Origin of the sequence: Bacillus sp. AFS077874 (genome assembly GCF_002566505.1) — a bacterium.
GTDB lineage: Bacteria > Bacillota > Bacilli > Bacillales > Bacillaceae_G > Gottfriedia.
In genome coordinates, this window is sequence record NZ_NUYF01000061.1 from 24,409 (window position 1) to 44,052 (window position 19,644).

Sequence of the window (19,644 nt, forward strand, 5' to 3'; positions counted from 1 at the left end):
AACTAATCTATCTTACCATATCATCTAAAAAGAAAAAATTAAAAAATGATAAGAAGTTGGAGCTTACTTGAAATAATGGTAAACTTACTAAAAGAAATTTGTAACGAAAGTAGTGAAATAATGGTTTATGACGTGATTGTAATTGGTGGCGGAACTTCTGGTCTGATGGCTGCAATTAGCGCTGCTGAAAACAAAGCTAAAGTTCTTTTACTTGAAAAAGGAACTAAATTAGGACAAAAACTCCTTATATCAGGTGGTGGTCGTTGTAACGTAACAAATCGCTTACCTATAGAGGAAGTTATTAAACATATACCTGGAAATGGCCGATTTTTATATAGCGCATTCTCTATTTATAATAACGAGGATATCATACAGTTTTTTGAAAACATGGGAGTCGCTTTAAAAGAAGAGGATCACGGGAGAATGTTTCCTGTATCAAATGACTCAAAATCAGTATTAAATGCATTAATGCAAAAACTAAAAAAACATCATGTAGATATTCAGACCAATCGAACTGTTAAAGACGTACTCTATGAAGATGGTAAAGTAGTAGGAATCATATTGGATGATCGAACAGTCATTCACTCAAAAAGTGTTGTCCTTGCAGTAGGTGGTAAATCTGTTCCACACACAGGCTCGACAGGTGACGGATATGCTTGGGCAAAAAAAGCTGGTCATACAATAACTGAACTCTTTCCTACAGAGGTACCTATTACTTCAAGTGAAGATTTTATTCAAACTAAATCATTACAAGGCCTTGCTTTAAGAGACATTGAATTAAGTGTATTAAATCCAAAAGGCAAAAAAGTGATAGCCCATAAAATGGACATGCTCTTTACTCATTTTGGAATTTCGGGCCCTGCCGCACTACGTTGTAGCCAATTTGTATATAAAGTACAACAAAAGTTTAAAACAAAAAATGTATCGATGGCGATTGATTGTTTTCCAGAGCAAAACGAGGAATCACTTTTTCAAGACGTAAACAGTATTCTTAAAGATGAACCTAAAAAAGCGATTAAGAACGTTCTTAAAGGTTATGTACCTGAACGATATTTACTATTTCTGCTTTCAAAATGTGGAATTGATGAGGCAACTCCTTGTAATGAAATTGCTACGATGAAATTAAGAGAACTTGTCCAATTATTTAAGGGCTTTTCATTTGTAGTAAACGGAACTCTTTCAATTGAAAAAGCATTCGTTACAGGCGGTGGCGTCTCAACAAAGGAAGTTCATCCAAAAGAAATGTCATCTAAAATCATGAATGGTCTTTATTTTTGTGGAGAAATATTAGATATTCACGGTTACACTGGTGGCTATAACATAACCGCTGCATTGGTAACTGGCAGATTAGCAGGAGGATCAGCTGCGGAATATTCTCAAACGAATTTTTAAGAAATAAACAAAGGACCGAACGAATACATTGTTTCGCTAGGTCCTATAATGTTTACATATGGAAAAGCATAAGGATTGATTCTTAAGAAACTTTATAAAAGTTAAACTGTTATTCCACAAACTTATTGCCATAGTTGTATTCGAAAAACAATCAAACTGATTTTCTAGTTTTATCTTATGCTTTTCGCTTATTATATTTTTCTTTGGCACAAATCCACCGTCCCTAATTTAAGGTCAAAGGCGAGCGTTCGATTGTTCGTGTTGCAAGTTCACTAATAAATAGAATCGTCCATCCTCTTCAACATACCCATCTGCCAATTGGAAAGATTGTTTTAAGTCTTTAAAGTAAAACTTTCCAATTAAATACTTTGAAGAATACAACTCCATATGCCCATCTTTAAATTTACCAATTATTTTATCGGTAATATCAATTTTTAATGTTTTAGGCAAATCAACCCCCTCCTTTCTAACAAGCAAAGACCTCAATGAAAAAATATATGAGGTTCTACTTTAATATATGTCACAACTCCATGGTTAATATTCCTTATGCCAAAAAACATTAGCCTAAATTAAACCAATTAAATAAAAAATCCAACAAAAACGTTGGATTTCAGTAGGTAGACAAAATATCGATACAGATAAAAATTTTTTATTTGACCTCGCCTTCCCAGGCCATCATTCCACCTTCCATGTTGATCGCCTTATAGCCTAGCTCATTTAAATACTCACAAACATTCTCACTACGAACGCCTGCCTTACAAATAAAAATGTATTCAAATTCTTTATTAAAAACATCTAATTTGCTCGGAATTTGTCCCATTGGAATATGAACTGCTTCAGGAATTTTCCCATACTCAACCTCATAGTCCTCTCGTACATCTACTAAAAATAGCGTTTCTCCTGAATCTAAACGCTCTTTAACTTCATTTGCAGAAATCGTATTCATCATTGCTCATCCTTTCTTTATAGCAACATCTTAACAACTAATTATTTTCTATGCAAAAAGTAAGTTTAATTCTATCCACCTTAAAGGGGGAGGATGAGTTAGTAGAAAGGCAAAAACAAGAAATAACCAAGAAAAAACCTCAAAAGAGGTTTTTTCGAATTAACTATTTAGTTAGCAACGATATTTACTAATTTACCTGGTACAGCAATGATTTTTCGAACCGTTTTACCTTCAACTTGTTCCTTAACTGCATCATCTGATAATGCAATTTGCTCCATTTGCTCACGAGAAGCATCTTTTGCAACAAGTAATTTTGCTTTTACTTTACCATTAATTTGTACTACGATTTCAATTTCGTCTTCTACAAGCTTAGCTTCATCGTATGCTGGCCATGTAGCATATGCAATTGAATCACTATGACCTAGCTTACTCCAAAGTTCTTCACCGATATGAGGAGCAACTGGTGCTATTAATTTTACAAAACCTTCAACCATTTCTTTTGGTAATTGATCAGCTTTATATGCTTCGTTAATAAACACCATCATTTGTGAAATTGCAGTGTTAAAGCGTAAACCTTCAAAGTCCTCTGTTACTTTCTTTACTGTTTGGTGATATGTTTTTTCAAGACTGCTAGAAGTAACGCCTTCTACAATTTTATCTGAAAGCTCTTCATTATCAGTAACAAATAAACGCCATACTCGGTCTAAGAAGCGACGAGAACCATCTAATCCATTTTCTGACCAAGCGATTGATGCATCTAATGGACCCATGAACATTTCATATAAACGTAACGTATCAGCACCATGGCTAGCAACGATATCATCAGGATTTACAACGTTTCCTTTAGACTTAGACATTTTTTCATTATTTTCCCCTAAGATCATTCCTTGGTTGAATAGCTTTTGGAATGGCTCTTTTGTAGGAACTACACCTAAATCATAAAGGAATTTATGCCAGAAACGAGCGTATAGTAAGTGAAGAACTGCATGCTCTGCTCCTCCAATATATACATCAACTGGTAACCAATGCTTTAGTAATTCAGTATCTGCGATTGCTTCGTTATTATTTGGATCAATATAACGTAAGTAATACCAGCAGCTTCCGCCCCATTGTGGCATTGTATTTGTTTCACGTCTTCCTTTTTTACCTGTTACTGGATCAACTACATTAACCCAATCAGAAATATTCGCTAATGGTGACTCTCCAGTACCACTTGGGCGAATATCTTCTGTTTTCGGAAGAATTAATGGTAATTCCTCATCAGGAACAACTGTCATCGTACCATCTTCCCAGAAAATTACTGGAATTGGCTCTCCCCAATATCTTTGACGAGAGAATAACCAATCACGTAGACGATACGTAACTTTTTTCTCACCTGCTTTTGAAGAATCTAACCAATCAATTATTTTTTCAAGAGCTTCTTGTTTATTTAAACCGTTTAAGAAATCAGAGTTAACATGTTTGCCATCTCCAGCGTAAGCTTCTTTTTGAACGTCTCCACCTTCAACAACTTCAACGATTGGTAATTTAAATTTAACTGCAAATTCGTGATCGCGCTCATCATGTCCTGGTACTGCCATAACTGCACCAGTTCCATAGCTTGCAAGTACATAGTCAGCAATCCAAATTGGAAGCTTTTCGTTATTTACAGGGTTAATTGCATATGCTCCTGTGAAAACACCTGATTTATCCTTCGCTAAATCAGTTCTCTCTAGATCACTTTTCGATTTAACTGAATCGATGTATGCTTCGACAGCATCTTTTTGATCAGCTGTTGAAATTTGATTAACTAAATCATGTTCTGGAGCTAACACTACATAAGTCGCACCGAATAATGTATCAGGACGTGTTGTAAATACTGTTACTTTTTCATCGAATCCATCAACATTAAAGTAAACTTCAGCACCTTCAGAACGGCCAATCCAGTTACGTTGCATTTCTTTTAAGCTTTCTGGCCAATCTAATTCTTCTAGATCTTCTAATAATCGATCAGCATAAGCTGTGATTTTTAAGATCCATTGCTTCATTGGGCGACGCTCAACTGGATGTCCTCCGCGCTCACTTTTTCCATTGATTACTTCTTCATTAGCTAAAACTGTACCAAGAGCTGGGCACCAGTTAACTGGGATTTCATCTACATAAGCTAATCCTTTTTCAACCATTCTTAGGAAAATCCATTGAGTCCATTTGTAATAATCAGGATCAGTTGTATTAATTTCACGATCCCAATCATATGAAAATCCTAGTGCCTGAATTTGATTACGGAAAGTATTTATATTCTTTTCAGTAAACTCAGCTGGATCATTACCTGTATCTAATGCATATTGTTCTGCAGGTAGACCAAATGCATCCCAACCCATTGGATGAAGTACATTATAGCCTTGCATTCTTTTCATTCTTGAAAGGATATCAGTTGCTGTGTACCCTTCTGGATGACCTACATGTAATCCCGCCCCAGATGGATAAGGGAACATATCAAGTGCATAAAATTTCGGCTTGCTTGTATCGCCAGTTGTTTTAAACGTTTTATTTTCTAACCAATACTTCTGCCATTTCTGTTCAATAGAACCATGATTAAAACTCATATTATTGCCTCCTTTTTTCATGTATAAATGGCTCGGCTGTGGTCCTAGCGGTCTACAAATAAAAAAATCCTCCCATCCCAAAAGGGACGAGAGGATTTCCCGCGGTACCACCCAAATTAATGTAAAAATACATTCACTTGTTTCCGTAACGTGGAACACGACATTTATTACTTGGTAAAAACCGTTCACAAATGTGGCTTATGGGCGAGTTCATGAATAGAATGGATTGACTTTCACCAACCGTCAACTCTCTAAACCTCTTCATATTCACTACTATTCCCAATCATTGCCGATCATTTAGATTTAATTTATACCATTTTATTATAACCAAAGAAAAAGGTCAATTATACATTGCCTATTTTTAAGAAGCAAAAGTTTGATTATCCGCTTTTACTACTTTTTTTGCTAATCTTTCATAAAGCACAGAGAAAACCATGCTTATTACTAAAAAGACAACTAATATGATAAATAATACCTTCATATTAAAAGTATCAACAAGTGCCCCTCCAATAACTGGTCCAAGCATTCTTCCAACCGTTGCTGCACTATTTACAATCCCTTGATACATTCCTATACGATCTTTCGGAGCAAGCATATTTGCAATAGTTGGTACTGCAGGCCAGACGAACATTTCTCCAATTGTTAAAATGATCATACCTGTCATAAATATTGAGAAATGATCAGCAGTGCTCACAAGAATAGTCGAAGCGATAAAAAATCCAATTCCAAACAACATTTGCTTTCTCATACTTAACTCAAATTTACGTATCGCAGTTGATACGATTGGTTGAGCTAAGACAATAAGTGCACCATTTACAGTCCATAATAGACTATATTTTTTTAATCCAATGTGTAGATTTTGCATTTCTGAAGCAATCGTAGTTTGCCATTGAACATAAACTAACCAACATAAAACATACGCAACACAAACAATCATCAGTGCCTTCATTGAAGGAGTAAATGAAAATTTTTGTTTCTCTAATATTTCTACATGGGTTTCTTTTAATTGCTTAGGTTCACCAATATCTTTAAATCCAAATAAAGCTACTAAGAAGAAAATAATATATAATAGCAAATTAGCGGAGAAAATATAATTAATATTAGCGGCCGCAACAACTCCACCTAAAGCCGTACCAATCGCAACACCAAGATTTTGAGCTACATAAATTGCGTTAAAAGCTTTACGACCACCCTCTGGCCATGCCGCTCCAACCATCGCATACATTGATGGAAATACAATACCAACACCAAACCCTAAGATTACGAAGAAACAACTGTAATATGTCCAAGAATGATTAATAACCAAACCTAATATCGACAAAAACGTAATACTAATACCAGTAAGGATTGACCTATATCCCCCAAATTTATCAAAAAGCCAGCCCCCCAGCATATTACCAAATACACCGGCCAATGAATTAAACATTAAAATAAGCCCCGCTACAGACAAGGACTTCCCTAAATATATATGGATGTATACTGTATTGAATGGCCATAAAAAAGAATTACCTGTTACATTTAAAATCATACCGATTAACAAAAACCATAGTTTTTTTGGCATCCCTTACTCCCCTCAAAGCTGTCCCTTTTTATCTATTTTTATCTCGTTAACTCATTAATTGTAGAGGAGAATCTTCCTAGTTTCAAGAGGCACGCATTAAGTGGCGATAGATAAGAAGGACAAAAAACCTAGAAGGTATTAGAGAAGCACCATATAATCCCTAAAATTACCAAAATAAAAAGAAAAAAGGAAGGCAAACCTTCCTTTTCCTTTACACCCTATTCCCTTTTCTACCTTACCCTTGCTTTGATCTCTGTGGTTGACCTTTTTTAGCGTTATTCATTTTGACTTGATCTACTGCTGAAAGTTCACCTGAGAATTCTGTTTTCGTTTTATTCTTTGTTGTTTGTTCGGGATTACTACTTTTTGATTTCTTTTTAACCATTTTTGGTTTCCTCCCAAGGATTGCATATTCTTGAACATATTCTTGCATATTCTAGTCTCCTTTAGTGCGGAGTAATAATCATTTGATGTTGTAGCTGTGTTAATTGTCTACGTAAACGATTAAATTCATCTCTATTTTCTAAATTTGCAAGGTTTTCAACTTTTTCTAACTGCATAATTGCTTGCTCAAGCCCTGCCTGTGCTTCAGAATACTCGATTCCGTTAAAATGCTCTTGTTGCATGCCAATTTCTAATTGTTGTACTGCATAATCATAGGCTTGTTTCGCTTGTTGTACTTGTTCTTGTCCGAAATTGCGATCTGTTATTCCCAAGAAAATACCTCCTTTGAGACTTTAATGAAGTATCCGCTATGTAGGTTACCTCAAGAATAGTATTTCCGAACCTTTCAATCAGAGTACAATTATTTCTTTACAAATAAGAAAGGTTTTTCCATTTGGTTTTCTTTTTAGAGCATGATAAAATCGATAATATTGACTTAAATTAAGGGAGGGATGAGGAATGACAAAAAACAATCCTTTTCCATATACAATAGATCATAAAAGATATCACTCTTGGAATTATCATTTAAGACAACAATTTGGCGAAAAAGTATTTAAAGTTTCAATTGACGCTGGATTTGATTGTCCAAATAGAGATGGTACAGTTGCGTTTGGAGGTTGTACTTTTTGTAGCGCATCTGGTTCGGGCGACTTTGCAGGAGATCGAGCTGAAGATGTTGTAACTCAATTTCATAAAATAAAAGATAAAATGCATGAGAAATGGCAAAACGGAAAATACTTAGGCTATTTCCAAGCTTACACAAATACTCACGCACCAGTAGAAGTATTAAAACAAAAGTTCGAACCAATATTAGAGCAAGAAGGCGTTGTAGGTTTATCAATCGCAACAAGACCAGATTGTTTACCAGATGATGTTGTTGAATATCTTGCAGATTTAAATAAACGAACTTATTTATGGGTTGAATTAGGATTACAAACTGTTCACGAAAAAACTGCAAATATTATTAATCGTGCACACGATTATAAAACTTACGTAGAAGGCGTAGAAAAATTAAGAAAGCACAACATCCGTATTTGTTCACATATTATTAATGGGTTACCTCTTGAAACTCCAGAAATGATGATGGAAACAGCGATGGAGGTTGCTAAACTTGATATCCAAGGTATTAAAATTCACTTACTTCACCTACTAAAAGGTACTGCAATGATGAAGCAATATGAAAAAGGACTAGTTAAATTCATGGATTTTGACGCTTATATTAACTTAGTCGTTGATCAGCTTGAAATCATTCCAAGTGATGTAATCGTACATCGTATTACTGGAGACGGTCCACCTGACTTATTAATCGGACCAATGTGGAGCTTAAAAAAATGGGAAGTACTGAATGCAATTGATCGCGAGTTTGAACGTAGAAATAGCTGGCAAGGTAAATACGCAAATAATCGAGTACAATTAACATGATTCTAGATCGCATTTTACCGTACGCTAGAAAGCTTCTCCAATCAACTGTGAATGAAGGTGATCTTACCATTGATGCCACAATAGGTAATGGTCATGATACAGTATTTTTAGCAAAATTGGTTGGTGAAACTGGACATGTATACGGATTTGATATCCAAGAACTAGCTATTCAAAAGACGACTGAAAGAATAAATAATGAAAATTTAAGCAAACAAGTTACACTATTCCAAAGAAGTCATGCAGAAGTAAAAAAACTAATCCCAGCTTCATCACAAGAGAAATTAAAAGGTGCAATTTTTAATCTTGGTTATTTACCTGGTAGTGATAAATCAGTTGTAACTGTACCTGAGTCTACCATTTCAGCAATAGAACAAATACTTGAAATGATGGCACCAGAAGGAATTATCGTAGTTGTAATTTATCATGGTCATGAAGGCGGAGAAATTGAAAAAGATGAATTAATGAACTTTGCTCAAAACATCCCTCAAGACTTGGCACATGTATTAACTTATCGATTTATTAATCAAGCAAATAATCCTCCTTTTATATTAGCTATTGAAAAAAGAGCTTAAGAAAAACTGTCTAATTTAGACAGTTTTTTTATTTTGACCCCAATTTCTCATATTGTTTGATTTCCTCAAAACCATTATAAATACCTTAAAAATTCATTAAAAATTCATTAATGGTAAATTTTTCTTGAAAAATTGGTAAAGATAAAAAAATCAAAAAAAGAAAGAAGGTTTTCAAAATGAAAAAAGCTATTTTTGCAGGTGCAGTAGTTAGCCTTTTTACGCTAAGTACAATTACAGTAAATGCCGAAAACATCGCGGCAGCAAATTATTATGTCCATCCACATCATGATCACGATGTAACAACAGATGATGGTGAACATCATAGACATCATCACCACAAAGCAAATAAAATGTTAGAAAACCACAAAAAAGAAGTTGTTAAGTATATTTCTAATTACTTAAACCAACCTGAAGCTAATATAAATAAAGCTGTAGAGCAACATAAAATGGAAATGAAGAAATTAATATTTATCGCAGTTGTATCAAAGCTTTCAAATAAACCTTTGGAAAATATCATCGCTCAAAAAGGTAAAACAAACTCATTTAAAGAAATATTAGATAATAATAATATTAAACGTGAGCAATTTTTTGAAGAAATGAAAAGAGTTCACCGAGATATATTTACTCAAATTGAACCAACTAAAAATTAATTTAAATTAAACAGAGTGCCCCTTAAGCCATTGTACTTATTGGGCCTCTTTTTTTGTTTAAATTACTTATTTTGTAATGAAGTTTAGTAAACAGGATCAAGTTTTTTATTAAGAACATATCCCCTTTTGATAAAACATAAAATTTTTATATCTAGTAACTTTATCGACCTATAAAAATTTACAAAAAATTATTAATAATATCTAATTACGGCGTATTCATGGAATCAATTGAATATTATGTAAAGATATACCAATTTAATTGATTTGTTCATACAAACCAATTCGTAGTTGATTGAGATAAACCAACTCTAGGGGCGTGAAGAGTTGACTACAAACCTAAACAATTTGAATAGAATACTTCGTAATGTTTTTCAGTTCATTTTACGGAATTCGAATTGGATATTATTATTAATTGGACTAATTGCATTCATCAATTACTGGTCAGTTTTTTACCTTGTTTCATTATATCGAGGATTTCATACAGAATCTTCACAAGTCAATCAGATGACCCTTTGGGTAATTTATGGGTATTTTTATGGATTCTTTGGGAGTATGATTTTAATTTATGTACACTCTTTCGTCCTAAAATATATGTTGTTTTTTCGAAAAATTAAAAGTGCCATTTCGTTTATACTCTTTCATTTTGCTTATTTTATTTCGCTTATTTTTTTAATTCTATTAAACTAAGTTTCTATTTAAATAGTTACAAATCTAATACTTAAGCTGGTTTTTAATTCAATTTTGGTTTATACTTAGATTAAATTTAATGCATTGTTCGGAGGAGCCTGTCACGATTGGGATAAGTATGTAATTTACTTCCCCTATCGTGGCAGGTTCTTTTTTTATGCGTTCAGACGGGAGATGAATTTATGCTTTATGTGCAACTTGCAATTATATTGATTGCCTCTAAAGTTTTTGGGGATTTAAGTACAAAGCTTGGTCAGCCTGCAGTTTTAGGAAAGCTATTAATAGGAATTATACTAGGGCCGGCTGTTCTTGGAATCATTACTGAAACAGAAACATTACATGAAATGAGCGAAATTGGTGTCATTTTACTTATGTTTATTGCAGGTTTAGAAACTGATCTTAATGAATTTAAACGAACTGGGAAAGCTTCTTCTTATGTAGGGGTACTCGGAATACTATTCCCATTATTCTCAGGTTATCTTTATGGAATCTCCATAAACTTAAGTCAATTTGAGGCCATTTTTTTAGGACTGATTCTTTCTGCAACTAGTGTAAGTATTTCGGTGGCTACATTAAAAGAAATGGGTAAACTTAAAACAAAAGATGGAGCAACAATTTTAGGAGCTGCCGTAATTGATGATATTGTTGTCATCATAGCATTAGCATTTGTTATGAGTTTCAGTGGTAGCGCCGTTAGTTTACCAATTCTATTATTTAAAAAGTTTATATTTTTTACATTTGCCATATTAATCGGTTGGAAGATTGTCCCTTGGTTCCTAAAAAAGTTTATAAAACTAAACGTTTCAGAAACATTAATCTCTGCTGCTCTAATCGTTTGCTTCTTATTCTCAGCCTTTGCAGACCAAACAGGTATTGCTGCAATAATCGGCGCTTATATCGCAGGAATTTCGATATCCGTTACTAAGTTTAAACAAGAGGTTTTTGAAAAGGTCGAAACGATTGCTTACTCTGTTTTTGTACCTGTGTTTTTCACTTTAATAGGAGTATCAGTTCAATTCACTGGGTTAAGTCATTCGATTCCGACTATTATTATCATAAGTATTATCGCCATCTTAACGAAGCTAATTGGTGGAGCATTAGGATCAAAACTGGCTGGATTTCCAACTAAAAATTCACTCGGAATTGGTTCAGCAATGGTATCTCGTGGAGAAGTTGCATTGATTATGGCATCAACAGGTTTAGCAAATAATCTTTTAAGTAAGGAAATGTTTGCGATCCTTGTTATTGTGGTACTAATCACAACTATTGTAACTCCACCACTTATGAAGTTATTTTTTACAGAAAAAAGTGAAGTTTTTAATGTAAATGTGTAAACACGAAAAAGGATAGNNCTATCCTTTTTCGTGTTTACCTGCCTATTCTTTTTTAAACTGATTCCCTGACTCTTCTATTACTCGACTTTAACTCTTTTAATTTAAAATATAACTTTGCATTGCCATAGAAAAAGAATGATGTTAAGCCACCGTTTTTAACAATTCCTCTTCTAATTCTTTTCATCTCATCTGGTCCTGACATTTTTTTATCAGCCAAATAAATGCCTAATAATCCCTGGCATATCATTCGATGAAAACGATAGTCTTTTAAATCTTTTAAGGCTTGATCACTTTTAGTTGAAAAATACTCAATCCTATTTAACATGACATCTTTAGACGGGTAATAACTGCAGAAATTTAAATCTCCGCCTTCTTCGTCTTCCTTTTGATCAATTACATAATCTAGTAGTATATGAAGTCCTTGTACATAAGGGAAATAACTCTTATAGACTTGTTCAAATAATTTTTCAGAAATCATTTCGTTAAATGAATAAGAAACTAAACAAAAAATTCCAAGTGTTGAACCTGCGCACGCAGAGAATTCATACCATTCTAAGTCAGAAAGTTCTGGTTGATATTTTTCAAACCAATTTGTTAATCTAGGCACTCGCTCTTCTTTTTTTACATGCTTATGTATTTGTAACTTACAATAATAATCAGCAAGTTGAACTAAGTACTCTTTAATTCCCTCATAATGCTTCGATTGATTTAAACTACTTTGACACTTTGAAACTAGTGCGCGTAAATATCCACCATCGTCTTGTTCTTCTCGGAAGCGATAATACATTTGATCTGATTTTTGGCATTTTACAGCATCAATCATTGACTCATGTAGTGCTTCAAAATCAACTGGATCAAGCGAGGTACTACGATCGCATAAATTATCTAAGTAATCACTAATTGTTTGATATGCAACGATAAATTCTATTACTGGTTTTAAATTCTTTTCAGAAAGTAATGCTAAAATTGCACCACCTTCACAATGGAATGTTTTTGTATCAATACTCATTAATGCTTGTTTTCTAAGTTCTGGATCTGGGATTGTCGTTGCAAAATTTCTCCAATAGTTCAATTCCTGATGCACTAAAGGAAAAACAGCTTTATAAACTTTCGGCATTAATTGGATCGGATTTTTAGGTAGTGACATTTTTTCACTCCTCCCTATTTTTCATTAATTACATATTGGTAAAATAAGTTATACTCATATTGAAGTAAATATTATGGAGGTGAACTAAGTTGCCTTGTTGTTTAGACAATTTCAACTAAACAATCATCGTATTTTTTTTATATGCTTGGCAACGGTATAGTATGATATTACCATACAAAGGGAAGCAACCCAAAATCGAACCATCAGCTTTTATCGCTTCAACTGCAACTGTTACCGGTTCTGTCACAATTGGAGCAAATAGTAGTGTATTTTTTGGTGCAGTAATCCGTGGCGACGTTAATGATACAATCATTGGAAATGATGTAAATGTTCAAGATTTATCTGTTCTTCACCAAAGTCCAAAATGCCCTCTAATTTTAGAAGATGGCGTAACAATTGGACATAGTGTTATTTTACATAGTTGTACAGTTAAAAAGAATGCATTAGTTGGGATGGGTTCAATCGTTTTAGACGGTGCCGAAATCGGTGAAGGTGCAATGATTGGTGCAGGTAGCTTAGTTCCAGGAGGAAAAGTAATACCTCCTAACACATTAGCATTTGGTAGACCTGCTAAAGTAGTACGTGAATTAACAGAGGAAGACATCATTGATATGGATCGAATTCGTAGAGAATATATTGAAAAAGGACAATTCTATAAAAAGGTAGAAGAAGAAAATCAGGTAAAATAATTTGAGGATTTATTTACATAAAAGTGCAAAAGAGAAGGACTGGATTTAAGCCTTCTCTTTTTGTTACTTTTGTATTGGCCTAGGTTATTTATGATTTGTGGTCCTATTTGCAGTTTTTACGGGTTTTATTTGCTGTTTTGACTTTTTTAATTGTAGGTTTGATAGTTTTATTTGTAGTTTCAGCTTTTTTATTTGCACCTTCAAGGATTTATTTGCTGTTTTAGCCTTTTTATTTGCACTTTCACGTTTATTTCTATTATCCCGATTTTATTTGCATTCTCAGACAGATTTGACGATCCCAGCATACCTTATTCATCCCCGCTCCAATCCGTTTAATAAAAATTTACATATCTAAATTATTCATTTACAAAAGCTTCTATTTAAATCCATAAACCCTTTTTATAATGAAGTTAAAAAGATCAGCATAATGGAGGATGAAAAATGAGCGCTATTCTTCAAAAGATACACACATATGAATGTCAACTGTTTTATCGCGTTAATTCATTGTTCCAGAAGCGTTACTTGAATTTTTTCTTTCGTAATATTACACATCTTGGCGGAGCTACTTTTACAATTGCATCAGCATTAATTTTATTACTTTATTCCAAAGGTGAATTGCATGAAGCATCAATCTTATGTTGTTGTACCCTTTCTCTTAGCCATATTCCTGTTCATTTTCTTAAACGTTTTTATCCACGTAAAAGACCTTATCTTAAACTAGAAGGTACGTTTGTGCTAAAAAATCCTTTAAAAGATCATTCCTTCCCTTCTGGTCATACAACGGCAATTATTTCTGTTGCACTTCCTATAATGATTTATATACCATTTACGTCATTTATTTTACTTCCTTTAGTTTTGTGCGTCTCTTTCTCTCGAATTTATCTTGGCTTACATTATCCATCAGATGTGTTTTTCGGAATATTACTTGGTATATTTACTACATTTATTTCACAGTTTTTTATCTATCATTTGTGAGGAGGAGAAGTTATGAGAGTCGCTATTTTTACAGACACCTATATTCCTCAAGTGAATGGTGTTGCCAAAACTTTAAATCGATTTACAAATTACTTAAAAGATCATGGCCATTCATACCATGTGTTTGCTCCTGAGGACTACGGTTTATCATCAACGCAAGATGTAACAAGATTAAAATCTGTACCATTTAAAATTTATCCTGAATGTAAAATTTCATTTCCAAACCTTTCTAAAATGAAAAAGACGCTTAAAGAATTTAATCCGGATATTATTCATATCGCAACGCCATTTACGATTGGATTAAGTGGGCTCCATATTGCTAAAAAAATGAAAATTCCTTTAGTTGCTTCATACCATACAAATTTTGATCATTATCTTCAGTACTATAACTTAACATTCTTAGAAAATATTTTATGGAAGTATTTAGATTGGTTTCATAGACCTACTCAAAAAATATTTGTTCCTTCGAAGGATACATTCAATCATTTAGAGACAAAAGGTTTTAACAATCTCTCTATTTGGACCCATGGCGTTGACTGTTCGATCTTTCGTCCAACTTTGAATCATAATGAAATTAAACAAAAATATAATATTACTTCTAAATATACGGTTTGTTTTGTCGGAAGAATTGCACCTGAAAAGGATTTAGAAACCTTATCGAAAATAATAAACTACACTAAACAGCGTTTTAACAAAAATTTAACTTGGATAATCGTTGGAGATGGTCCAAAAAAAGAAGAAATGATTAAGAAAACTGGTACGGATCAAATTATTTATACAGGCTACCTTCAAAAAAAGGACTTAGTTGAGATATACGGAGTGTCAGATTTAATGGTCTTTCCTTCTGATACTGAAACATTTGGAAATGTAGTACTCGAAGCAATGGCGTGTGGAACACCAGTGATTGGTGCAAATGCAGGTGGAGTTAAAAATATAATTAGAGATTATTCAACTGGCGTCCTTTGTGAGCCACAAAATACCTCTTCATTTTGCCAAGCAATTGAGGATTGCTTACATGGAAACGAGATGTTAAAGCATATGTCAAAAAAAGCAAGAGATTATGCATTAACACAGGATTGGAATAGTATCTTTAATAAATTAGTACTGGAATTTGAACTAATTTTCACACCACAACCACCAATCCTCATATCTAAGAAAGCTTAGTAATTTTTCAGGCTTTTTATTTTCTGAATATTTTAAATAAAACAATAAAAAAACATGATTGATCAGTAACTCCTCAATCATCAACTTATGTGAATAATGAATAATTCAAAAACAAACAATATATATTGAGTAGTTACACTAGCGACTATTATACAGTCGCTTTTACTTTTCGTACGTACTTTTTTACTTTGTAAAATTAGGAGGACAATAGATGAATATTTCATCGTCAAATAATTTTCAACTTTATGGATTCAATAATTTAACGAAATCTTTAAGTTTCAATATGTATGATATTTGCTTTACCAAAACGAAAGAAGAACGTGAAGCATATATTCAGTACATCGATGAACAATATAACGCTGACCGTTTAACAAAAATTTTAACTGAAGTTACGCATATAATCGGAGCCCACATTTTAAATGTTGCAAAACAAGATTATGATCCTCAAGGAGCAAGTGTTACGATTCTCGTTTCAGAAGGTCCGGTTGATAATCCTTCATCTGAAACTTTTTCCGAATCACCTGGCCCATTACCGGAGTTAGTAGTAGCAGCTTTAGATAAAAGTCATATTACTGTTCATACCTACCCAGAATATCATCCGGATGATGGAATTAGTACGTTCAGAGCAGATATTGATGTATCTACTTGTGGAGAAATTTCTCCTTTAAAAGCTTTAAACTATTTAATACACCAATTTGATGCCGATATTATGACTATTGATTATCGTGTTCGAGGATTTACTCGTGATGTTAGCGGTTATAAATTATTTATTGATCACGATATAAACTCAATCCAAAATTACATTCCTCAAAAAATAAAGGACATGTATCAAATGATTGATGTGAATGTGTTCCAAGAAAATATTTTCCACACGAAATGTAAGTTGAAACAATTTAATTTAGATAATTATCTTTTTGGCTACACAAAAGAAAAATTAGACGAGGATGAAATCTCACAAATAGAAGAAAAAGTGAAGTATGAGATGGATGAAATTTTTTACGGTAAAAATTTATGGAATGGTCCTGATGTGGAGGATATTGATGGATGATGGATCACAGTAAAACACCGCTTTTAACTGAATTAGTCCGTTATGCTAAGGAAGATATAACAAGCTTTGATGTACCCGGGCATAAAAGAGGTAATTCACTGGAGGAATTAAGAGAGCTTTGGAGTGATATGGCTCTTAAAATGGATGTCAATTCTTCAAAGCGTGTTGATAACTTATCGCATCCAACAGGTGTAATCCAAGAAGCCGAAACTTTATTAGCAGATGCCTTTCATTCAGATAACGCTTATATGTTAGTAAATGGTTCGACTTCTGGAGTTCAATATATGATTATGAGCGCCCTTGAACATGGAGATAAAATTCTCCTACCAAGGAATGTACACAAATCCGCAATAAATGCATTAATCTTAGCAGGTGCTAAACCAGTATTTATTGAACCAGAAATCGATTATGAGTATGGAATTGTAAATGGCGTTTCAGTAAAATCTGTTCTTCATGCTCTAGATTTAAATTCTGATGTTAAAGCCATCCTGATTATAAATCCTACCTATTTTGGAGCAACTTCAGATTTAAATCAAATTATCGACATCGGTCATTCCAGAGGGATTCCTGTTTTAGTAGACCAAGCACATGGTGCTCACTTTTCGTTTCACCCTGATTTACCAACTAATGCTGCCCTTCTTGGTGCTGACCTTGTTACCCTTAGTTTGCATAAAACTGGTGGTGCTTTAACACAAGCATCAGTTCTACTACATAATGATGGGATCATTACAAAAAATAGGGTTCGATCTACAATAAATTTATTTCAAACAACATCTGCTTCCTATTTACTTATGTGTTCAATCGATGTTGCAAGAAAGAAATTAGTTTTAGAAGGTCAAGAGCGTTTTGAAAAATTACTCAATTTAACAAGAAAAGCTAAAGAAGAAATTAACTCCATAAAAGGATTAAAATGTATTACACAAGATTCATATCGAAATGGAGTTGGGGTATTCGATTACGATGAGTTAAAACTCGTTGTGAAAGTTTCAGATTTAGGAATGTCTGGTTTTAAAGTATATGACATGCTTGCAGAGGAATATAAAATTCAAATCGAACTTGCCGAACCTAATGTCATTTTAGCAATTATCTCGCTAGGTGATAATGAAGACACCATTCGAACCTTAATTGATGCATTAAGAGATATTAGTGACCGATATTACGGTAAACTTCCGAAACTTGAAACAGATATAAGCGTTGCATTAAAAAATCCTAAAATGGTCATGACTCCTAGAGAAGCCTACTATCATCCTAAACGTATTATTTCAATTCATGATGCTAGTGGATTAATTAGTGGTGAATCAATCATGATTTACCCTCCTGGTATCCCTCTTTGTATACCTGGTGAACTAATTTCAACCGAATTGATTCAGCATTATCTTTATTTAAAATCAGAAGGAACGATCACAATCAACGATGATGATGATCCTTATATAATAAAGGTCGTCGATCGAAGTTTGGAGGAAAATTTAATGGATTTATGGTATACAGAGAATCACCAAGAGGATACGAAGTTCTCCATAAAGGTTCAAGAACATATTCATTCTGAAAAAAGTGAATTTCAACAAATCGATTTCTTTAGAAGTGAAACATTTGGAACATTCTTTACTCTAGATGGGTATATGATGGTGACTGAAAAGGATGAATTTATCTACCATGATATGATTACGCATGTATCAATGGCCGTGAATCCAAACATTAAAAAAGTACTAATTATCGGTGGTGGCGACGGTGGTACCGCTCGTGAAGTACTACGATACCCAGGTGTGGAAGTTGTTGATATGGTAGAAATTGATGAGCGAGTAGTAAGGCTATGCCAACAATACTTACCTTTAACTGCTTCAAAATTAGATCAAGATAAAAGATTAACCTTATATTTCGAAGATGGCCTAAAGTTCGTACAAGAAGCTGATGAAGGTTATTACGATCTGATTTTGGTAGATTCAACTGATCCTATTGGACCTGGTGAGGGGCTTTTTACAGTTGCTTTCTATAACAATTGCAAACGGGTATTAAGTGAAGAAGGTATACTAATTAACCAGCATGAAAGTCCATATTACGCTAGTTACGCGCACGAAATGAAACGTGCACATTCCAAAATTAAAGAAACATTTCCGATTTCAAAAGTCTATCAATTCCATATGCCAACTTATCCATCTGGACATTGGTTATTCGGATTTGCTTCAAAAAAATACGATCCAATTAAAGACATTAAAGCTGATGAATGGAATAAGCTAGGGATTGAAACAAAATATTATAATACAGATCTACATGTTGGGTGCTTTATGCTTCCTACTTATGTAAAGAAACAATTAGATAATGAAGAGTAAGTAAAGAAACCAGCAAACTGCTGGTTTCAGACTGTTGACAAACGCTCGCTTTCTTCGTTACTTCGCCTATCTGCGGTGCTCATTACCGTCTAAGGTAAATCCGCTCCTCACCAGACTTCGTGCCTAGAAAGACAAGCGCTTGCAATCAGTNNTGAAAATCAAATTTAATGTACTTTGTCTACAAACTAAAACCAGCAAACTGCTGGTTTTTTAAATTGCAATAAAAAAAGCTGCCCCAAATTACTTTAGGAACAGCTACATTTTATTATAGTACTTCATCATCCTTCGTTCCATTTAAAGTGAAACTTGCTGTAATGTTAGCGTTTAAAGAATGAGCTACTGAGCAATATTTATCCTTTGATAATTTGATCGCTTTTCGAACTTTTTCTGTATCTAATTCTCCACCTAATATATAATGCAAGTGAATGTCAGTAAAACGCTTAGGATGCTCCTCAGCTCGCTCACCATTTACTTCAATTTCGAATGAAGTTAACTTTAATCTCATTTTTTCTAGGATTAATACGATATCAATCGCTGTACATCCTGCGACTGCATTAATTAATAGTTCAACTGGTGTAGGTGCACTATTGTCTCCACCTAAAGACTCGGAAGTATCCATTTTTATCTCATGGCCAGATGGTGCAATTCCTGAAAAGGCTAACTTGCCATCCCATTTAATACTTGTTTTCATTACCTATTTC

The 19,644-nt window shown here is 33.6% G+C and carries 18 protein-coding genes and 1 other annotated feature; of the genes, 10 read left to right on the plus strand and 8 right to left on the minus strand.

The features are described from left to right. The first annotated feature begins 120 nt into the window (after window positions 1–120). Window positions 121–1,392, plus strand: coding sequence for a BaiN/RdsA family NAD(P)/FAD-dependent oxidoreductase (locus tag COJ46_RS23915; protein WP_098566423.1), 1,272 nt, complete (start codon window positions 121–123; stop codon window positions 1,390–1,392). Window positions 1,393–1,626: 234 nt separating this feature from the next. Here the strand turns inward: COJ46_RS23915 and COJ46_RS23920 are convergent, their stop codons facing one another. The 6 genes from COJ46_RS23920 to COJ46_RS23945 form a co-directional block, all read right to left on the minus strand. Continuing rightward, entirely contained in the window at window positions 1,627–1,842 is a 216-nt protein-coding gene (locus COJ46_RS23920) for a DUF2553 family protein (protein WP_069034724.1), read from the minus strand. 199 nt (window positions 1,843–2,041) lie between these two features. Further along, a complete protein-coding gene (locus COJ46_RS23925; protein ID WP_286133694.1) occupies window positions 2,042–2,338 on the minus strand; it encodes a rhodanese-like domain-containing protein in 297 nt (98 codons plus the stop codon). A 167-nt stretch (window positions 2,339–2,505) separates the two neighbouring features. Then, window positions 2,506–4,923 (minus strand): leucine--tRNA ligase, encoded by a 2,418-nt coding sequence (leuS, locus tag COJ46_RS23930; protein ID WP_098566411.1) that lies wholly within the window; start codon window positions 4,921–4,923, stop codon window positions 2,506–2,508. A gap of 79 nt (window positions 4,924–5,002) precedes the next feature. Further along, window positions 5,003–5,219: a binding site (T-box leader), on the minus strand. Between the two features lie 65 nt (window positions 5,220–5,284). Next, window positions 5,285–6,484, minus strand: coding sequence for an MDR family MFS transporter (locus COJ46_RS23935; protein WP_098566412.1), 1,200 nt, complete (start codon window positions 6,482–6,484; stop codon window positions 5,285–5,287). A gap of 235 nt (window positions 6,485–6,719) precedes the next feature. Then, a complete protein-coding gene (locus COJ46_RS23940) occupies window positions 6,720–6,869 on the minus strand; it encodes a glycogen biosynthesis protein GlgD (RefSeq protein ID WP_098231358.1) in 150 nt (49 codons plus the stop codon). Between the two features lie 61 nt (window positions 6,870–6,930). Next, entirely contained in the window at window positions 6,931–7,194 is a 264-nt protein-coding gene (locus COJ46_RS23945; RefSeq protein ID WP_097979245.1) for a DUF2524 family protein, read from the minus strand. Window positions 7,195–7,387: 193 nt separating this feature from the next. Here COJ46_RS23945 and mnmL point away from each other — a divergent pair, with 193 nt between their 5' ends. The 4 genes from mnmL to COJ46_RS23965 all read left to right on the plus strand — a co-directional run bounded on the left by mnmL (window position 7,388) and on the right by COJ46_RS23965 (window position 11,593). Beyond that, window positions 7,388–8,350, plus strand: coding sequence for a tRNA modification radical SAM protein MnmL/YtqA (gene mnmL, locus COJ46_RS23950; protein ID WP_097979223.1), 963 nt, complete (start codon window positions 7,388–7,390; stop codon window positions 8,348–8,350). Next, window positions 8,347–8,922 (plus strand): tRNA 5-(aminomethyl)-2-thiouridylate-methyltransferase MnmM, encoded by a 576-nt coding sequence (gene mnmM, locus COJ46_RS23955; RefSeq protein WP_097979224.1) that lies wholly within the window; start codon window positions 8,347–8,349, stop codon window positions 8,920–8,922. Before mnmL ends, mnmM begins: the two co-directional genes overlap by 4 nt. A gap of 176 nt (window positions 8,923–9,098) precedes the next feature. Beyond that, entirely contained in the window at window positions 9,099–9,572 is a 474-nt protein-coding gene (locus tag COJ46_RS23960) for a hypothetical protein (protein WP_097979225.1), read from the plus strand. Window positions 9,573–10,441: 869 nt separating this feature from the next. Then, a complete protein-coding gene (locus COJ46_RS23965) occupies window positions 10,442–11,593 on the plus strand; it encodes a cation:proton antiporter (RefSeq protein ID WP_098566413.1) in 1,152 nt (383 codons plus the stop codon). A 52-nt stretch (window positions 11,594–11,645) separates the two neighbouring features. Here the strand turns inward: COJ46_RS23965 and COJ46_RS23970 are convergent, their stop codons facing one another. Continuing rightward, a complete protein-coding gene (locus COJ46_RS23970) occupies window positions 11,646–12,740 on the minus strand; it encodes a tetraprenyl-beta-curcumene synthase family protein (protein WP_097979227.1) in 1,095 nt (364 codons plus the stop codon). 161 nt (window positions 12,741–12,901) lie between these two features. Between COJ46_RS23970 and COJ46_RS23975 the strand changes: the two genes are divergently transcribed. The 5 genes from COJ46_RS23975 (at window position 12,902) to speE (ending at window position 18,943) form a co-directional block, all read left to right on the plus strand. After that, complete coding sequence (locus tag COJ46_RS23975; RefSeq protein WP_097979228.1) at window positions 12,902–13,429, plus strand: gamma carbonic anhydrase; 528 nt, start codon at window positions 12,902–12,904, stop codon at window positions 13,427–13,429. Between the two features lie 441 nt (window positions 13,430–13,870). Next, window positions 13,871–14,404: a phosphatase PAP2 family protein gene (locus COJ46_RS23980; protein ID WP_097979229.1), complete on the plus strand. Its 534-nt coding sequence runs from the start codon at window positions 13,871–13,873 to the stop codon at window positions 14,402–14,404. Between the two features lie 12 nt (window positions 14,405–14,416). Continuing rightward, complete coding sequence (locus COJ46_RS23985) at window positions 14,417–15,568, plus strand: glycosyltransferase family 4 protein (RefSeq protein WP_098566414.1); 1,152 nt, start codon at window positions 14,417–14,419, stop codon at window positions 15,566–15,568. Window positions 15,569–15,779: 211 nt separating this feature from the next. Further along, window positions 15,780–16,616 (plus strand): adenosylmethionine decarboxylase, encoded by an 837-nt coding sequence (speD, locus tag COJ46_RS23990; protein ID WP_097979231.1) that lies wholly within the window; start codon window positions 15,780–15,782, stop codon window positions 16,614–16,616. Further along, a complete protein-coding gene (speE, locus tag COJ46_RS24820; protein WP_218008695.1) occupies window positions 16,613–18,943 on the plus strand; it encodes a polyamine aminopropyltransferase in 2,331 nt (776 codons plus the stop codon). The genes speD and speE overlap by 4 nt, the downstream gene beginning before the upstream one ends. A 265-nt stretch (window positions 18,944–19,208) precedes the next feature. Here the strand turns inward: speE and COJ46_RS24005 are convergent, their stop codons facing one another. Further along, the gene (locus COJ46_RS24005) at window positions 19,209–19,634 is read right to left on the minus strand and encodes an OsmC family protein (protein WP_098566415.1); all 426 of its coding nucleotides are present in this window, start codon (window positions 19,632–19,634) and stop codon (window positions 19,209–19,211) included. Window positions 19,635–19,644 lie beyond the last annotated feature (10 nt).

Bases quoted from the DNA above. Each gene is read 5' to 3' on its own strand.
- COJ46_RS23985 (WP_098566414.1), top strand. From the start codon at position 14,417: ATGAGAGTCGCTATTTTTACAGACACCTATATTCCTCAAGTGAATGGT.
- COJ46_RS23975 (WP_097979228.1), top strand. From the start codon at position 12,902: ATGATATTACCATACAAAGGGAAGCAACCCAAAATCGAACCATCAGCT.
- COJ46_RS23935 (WP_098566412.1), bottom strand. From the start codon at position 6,484: ATGCCAAAAAAACTATGGTTTTTGTTAATCGGTATGATTTTAAATGTA.
- COJ46_RS23980 (WP_097979229.1), top strand. From the start codon at position 13,871: ATGAGCGCTATTCTTCAAAAGATACACACATATGAATGTCAACTGTTT.
- COJ46_RS23925 (WP_286133694.1), bottom strand. From the start codon at position 2,338: ATGAATACGATTTCTGCAAATGAAGTTAAAGAGCGTTTAGATTCAGGA.
- speE (WP_218008695.1), top strand. From the start codon at position 16,613: ATGATGGATCACAGTAAAACACCGCTTTTAACTGAATTAGTCCGTTAT.
- leuS (WP_098566411.1), bottom strand. From the start codon at position 4,923: ATGAGTTTTAATCATGGTTCTATTGAACAGAAATGGCAGAAGTATTGG.
- COJ46_RS23915 (WP_098566423.1), top strand. From the start codon at position 121: ATGGTTTATGACGTGATTGTAATTGGTGGCGGAACTTCTGGTCTGATG.
- COJ46_RS23965 (WP_098566413.1), top strand. From the start codon at position 10,442: ATGCTTTATGTGCAACTTGCAATTATATTGATTGCCTCTAAAGTTTTT.
- COJ46_RS23960 (WP_097979225.1), top strand. From the start codon at position 9,099: ATGAAAAAAGCTATTTTTGCAGGTGCAGTAGTTAGCCTTTTTACGCTA.
- mnmM (WP_097979224.1), top strand. From the start codon at position 8,347: ATGATTCTAGATCGCATTTTACCGTACGCTAGAAAGCTTCTCCAATCA.
- COJ46_RS24005 (WP_098566415.1), bottom strand. From the start codon at position 19,634: ATGAAAACAAGTATTAAATGGGATGGCAAGTTAGCCTTTTCAGGAATT.
- COJ46_RS23970 (WP_097979227.1), bottom strand. From the start codon at position 12,740: ATGTCACTACCTAAAAATCCGATCCAATTAATGCCGAAAGTTTATAAA.
- speD (WP_097979231.1), top strand. From the start codon at position 15,780: ATGAATATTTCATCGTCAAATAATTTTCAACTTTATGGATTCAATAAT.
- COJ46_RS23940 (WP_098231358.1), bottom strand. From the start codon at position 6,869: ATGGTTAAAAAGAAATCAAAAAGTAGTAATCCCGAACAAACAACAAAG.
- mnmL (WP_097979223.1), top strand. From the start codon at position 7,388: ATGACAAAAAACAATCCTTTTCCATATACAATAGATCATAAAAGATAT.